Origin of the sequence: Parvibaculum sp. (genome assembly GCF_030694575.1) — a bacterium.
GTDB lineage: Bacteria > Pseudomonadota > Alphaproteobacteria > Parvibaculales > Parvibaculaceae > Parvibaculum.
Window position 1 is genome coordinate 1 of record NZ_JAUYUS010000084.1, and the last position, 3800, is coordinate 3800.

Genomic DNA, 3800 nt, shown 5'->3' on the forward strand with positions numbered 1-3800 from the left:
GACGCCTTGGAGCGTCGGCATTCGCCGCGGATGATCGGGTCGTCCCTACGCGGCTTTGGTTCTTTGGACGAGCTGCGCCGGGCTGGTTTCGTTGGCCAGCGGCGCGAGGGCTCGGGTTTGCGGAGGGGACGTCGCCACAGCGGCGGTGCCCCAGCATCCCGTGCTAAGAGTCTGTTTCAATAATCAGAGTGCCGACCCTCGGCACTTGAAGTGCCGACCCCAGGGGTCGGCACTTTTTGTAGGGGTCGGCACCTAGAAAATTAAGCATTTTTGATACACTCATCATCATACAATGTTGCTATAGTGTTGCTGTTTCGCCACACGAATCCACAGACACACCCAACGTGTATTTCACGTCACACAATGGCGGACGACGGCTCTCAGAGTGACCAGCATGTCGATGACGATCGGGAATCTGTTTCTGACGATGATGGCTCGGACAACGATCAAGGAGAAGCGATCGATGGGGATGACATGCCTGCAAAGCGAGCTCGGGTGACACCCTCGCAGCGGGTTGCAGCCACACCCACAATTCCGATGGATGTTTCCGACGCATTGGTAATGTTACGTGTTGGTAAGGAAAAGAAGTTTCTTGCCGCTGCAGATGGGCGCTCTAAACATGGCGCCCTGCGCATCTGGACTGAGATATCAGCCGAGCTTCGTAGGACGTTCTGCGATCGGCCCGATGTGCCAGCGTCTGTTCTCACGACAAGAGCCCTCGGAAAGCGATGGGCGTATGTCGAAAAGAAGTTCAAGGTTAGTAGTGTTCGTTGTACAAAGATTGCACATGTACAGTCACTCTGTGTTCAACACATTCGCACAGGGCTACCTCGCATCGCTAAAGCCGAGTGGGGGCGCACGTCGACACCCACCTGTTTGCACACAGTCGAAGGCTGTGTATGAGGCACTCATGGAGTATTTTCAAGGAGCACGGCCCGACATAGTGCCTGTGTCCACACTGTCATCCGTCGCAGGAATGTTGACTACGCCCCCTCCATCCCAACCCTCACCTCATGAAGACACTCCACCTGCGGCGCCCTCAACTACACACCTACCAACGCGATCCAAGCAGCGGGCTACTGCAAGTGGATTCATTGCAGCAATCGAGAAAAACCGCACGGACAGACGTGAGGCAGAACAGAGGACAGAGGAACGGCGTGCGCGGAATGAAGATCTGCGAACACAAGCACTGCTCAAGCTCGTGGAAGGTTCCCCTGCACAACCCTCACAGCCACAAGCTACCACCAAGGAGCAGCGCCATATGATTGCGGAGGATCATCTTGGCAAACTGGAAACAAGTGACGATCTTGCGGGGAGAGCAGACATCAAGGTTGTGCTTCGCAAGGTTCGTGAGTGTCTGTACGGGCCAGATCCAGCACGGGCTGCAGCAACAGTGGCACGTCTGTACGCACTAGCATCCCGCAATGCCTCCGATGAAGTGTGCGCACTGCGTCTCAGCGAGTTGAGCTGGGATGAGGTGTGAGCATGTGTAGGACATGGTTGTGAGCGTGCAGTGCAGTTCATGGTTCTGTGTGCTTGCAACTCTCCTCCTACCCTACACTACTGCATGATGGCGTCTTTCATCATGTCGCGCTTTGCCTTCCCTGCTCGTGCCTTGTTGCGCGGGCGATCTCGACCTGGGAGAATGGGGTCGTCTTCCATTGGTTCAGCATCGTCATCTTGTAGTAGTAGAGCAAGCTGATCAGGTGGTGGTTCCCATCCGTGCTCTTCGTCCACATCAATGGTGATGTTGTGCAAGATGCACGCAGCTGCGGTGATGAAGTTCATGACACCAGGTCCATATAAGTTGTTCTTGAACAGTATCGACCACTGCAACTTGAGCTTGCCAAACGCGCGCTCCACTGCCATCCTTGCCGACGAGTGCACGTAGTTGAACGCTGCATTTGCTTCACTTGCCTCACTTGCGTATGGAGTGATGAGCCAGCTGGTGAGGGGGTAAGCAGCGTCACCAAGCAGCACAAACGGCTCCCGCAGGTAGCTGTCGCGCTCCTGCACATCACCAATGCGCGCTGCTATTGGCGACTCGCAGAACACCCGAGCATCGTGCACCCGGCCTGCGTACCCAATTTCAGTGCTCAAGAACCTACCATGGCAATCTGTGATTGCCTGCAGCACAATGCTGTGAAACCCCTTGCGACAGAACGAGTACACCCTGTCGCGTGCATCCTGCGGGACTATGCGGATATGCGTACCGTCGATGAATCCTGCAACGTGTGGGAGTCCATGCTCACCCTCAACCTCCTGTGCGTGCTCAGCGTGCTGTGCATGTGATGGCCATCGCACATGCTGTGGGCCAAGCACATCCACTATTGCATGTGCTACGCGCATAACTGTGCGCTGCACAGTGGCCAACGATACTCCAAACATGATCGATATGCTCCGTAAAGAGTTACCTGAGTGTGTGGCGGGTGGTTGAATGAGCAGGTGAGCACTGGACGATATCCTGCAAGAACGGAGCAAAAACGCACAACGACACGTACAATGGGCACAGTGGTAGAGAAATAAGAGCACCTGATCTCGCGGGGAAAGGGCGCGCGCCCGCCCACGAGTGCGATGAGGCCCCTGCAACGTGTCACGCAGTGCAGCCTCAACGTGGAGAAACTGCAACCGGCTCAATCGCACTTGCTCGGCGAAATGTTCGTCCGATGAAGAGAATATTGCTTCTGCAATGTTCCCACGCACTGGAGTGGCCGCGTACTCGTGAGAAGTATCGAAAAGGCGGCGCCTGCGTTTGGGATCTTGGAGCAGAATGAGCAACATGTCGTCTTCATCTTCAGACTCGCTGTGCGAAGGTCGGACTTCGAAATCCTCGATAAGAAGGGCAAATAGGGCGGGTTTTGAGTGGTCGGAGGCCATTTCCAATAAAAACTTGGGGTCGGCACTTGGGGTCGGCACTCGTCGGATGGTCAAGAGGTGCCTACAAGTGCCGACCCCAAGTGCCGACCCCCAATGTAAAACCACATTGAAGTGCCGACCCCTCGGCACTATTTTTGAAGCCTCTTTTTAGTGCCGACCCGTCGGCACTTCAAGGGTGTGTCTCAAAAATATTTCGCGGCAATTGCGGCAATTGCGGCAATTGGGCAATCGCGGCAATCGCGGCAATCGCGGCAATCGCGGCAAAATGGGCCCTTTTGAGACACGTCTGAGGGGGTGTTTCATAAATCAGCTTGCCGATATCGGCAAAGGTCGGCATGCCGACCCCCCTCGGCAAAGGTCGGCACCCTCGGCATGCCGACAAGTTGGGCTTTTTTGAAACACCCTGCCGATGTCGGCATGCCGACCTTTTGGGCATTTTTGAGACACCTTGCCGACCTTTGCCGACCCTCTTGTGTTGCATTAAAGTACCATATCTTTGCTCGTTCCGCAAATCTTGTTTCAAGGTTCGCTCGTCGTCGGGTGGTACGTGACAATTCCCCGACTGGCACCATCCTCAATGGTCATAGCAATACCCATTCATCATGCGCTGTTGACCTGTCCAGTTAGAATCTTACAATAGCACCAGAATGAGATGTGAATGAGAAAGTTGCGTCTCCCAACGTGGCGACTTCCACATATGGACAGGTTCAACATGGCAAACAGCGCAGTCCGCACGCGCGACCACATTTATCATCATAATCACACACACTTACCATATCGGAGCAACGTTGTACCGATTCCATGCAGGGCCCAGGAGTGCCTTGTGAACCTCAGGTGTGGTCAACTCCCGACACTGTCGTGAATGTACGACAGCCCAGAGCACAAGAAGACGAATTCCTTTAAGGTAGGCACAGTCTAGATGG

At 54.7% G+C, this 3800-nt stretch carries 2 protein-coding genes; both read right to left on the minus strand.

What is annotated here, in order from left to right; translation table 11 throughout:
• Positions 1 to 1560: 1560 nt before the first annotated feature.
• Positions 1561 to 2877, minus strand: a complete 1317-nt coding sequence (locus tag Q8S60_RS18975) for a transposase family protein (RefSeq protein ID WP_371134390.1) — start codon at positions 2875 to 2877, stop codon at positions 1561 to 1563.
• 169 nt (positions 2878 to 3046) lie between these two features.
• Positions 3047 to 3214 carry a hypothetical protein gene (locus Q8S60_RS12085; protein WP_305668587.1) on the minus strand — a complete coding sequence of 56 codons (168 nt, stop codon included), beginning with the start codon at positions 3212 to 3214 and terminating at the stop codon, positions 3047 to 3049.
• Positions 3215 to 3800 lie beyond the last annotated feature (586 nt).

What these genes read in the sequence shown, in the direction of transcription:
- Q8S60_RS18975 (WP_371134390.1), bottom strand. Translation starts at nt 2,877, where the DNA reads ATGGCCTCCGACCACTCAAAACCCGCCCTATTTGCCCTTCTTATCGAG.
- Q8S60_RS12085 (WP_305668587.1), bottom strand. Translation starts at nt 3,214, where the DNA reads ATGCCGACCTTTGCCGATATCGGCAAGCTGATTTATGAAACACCCCCT.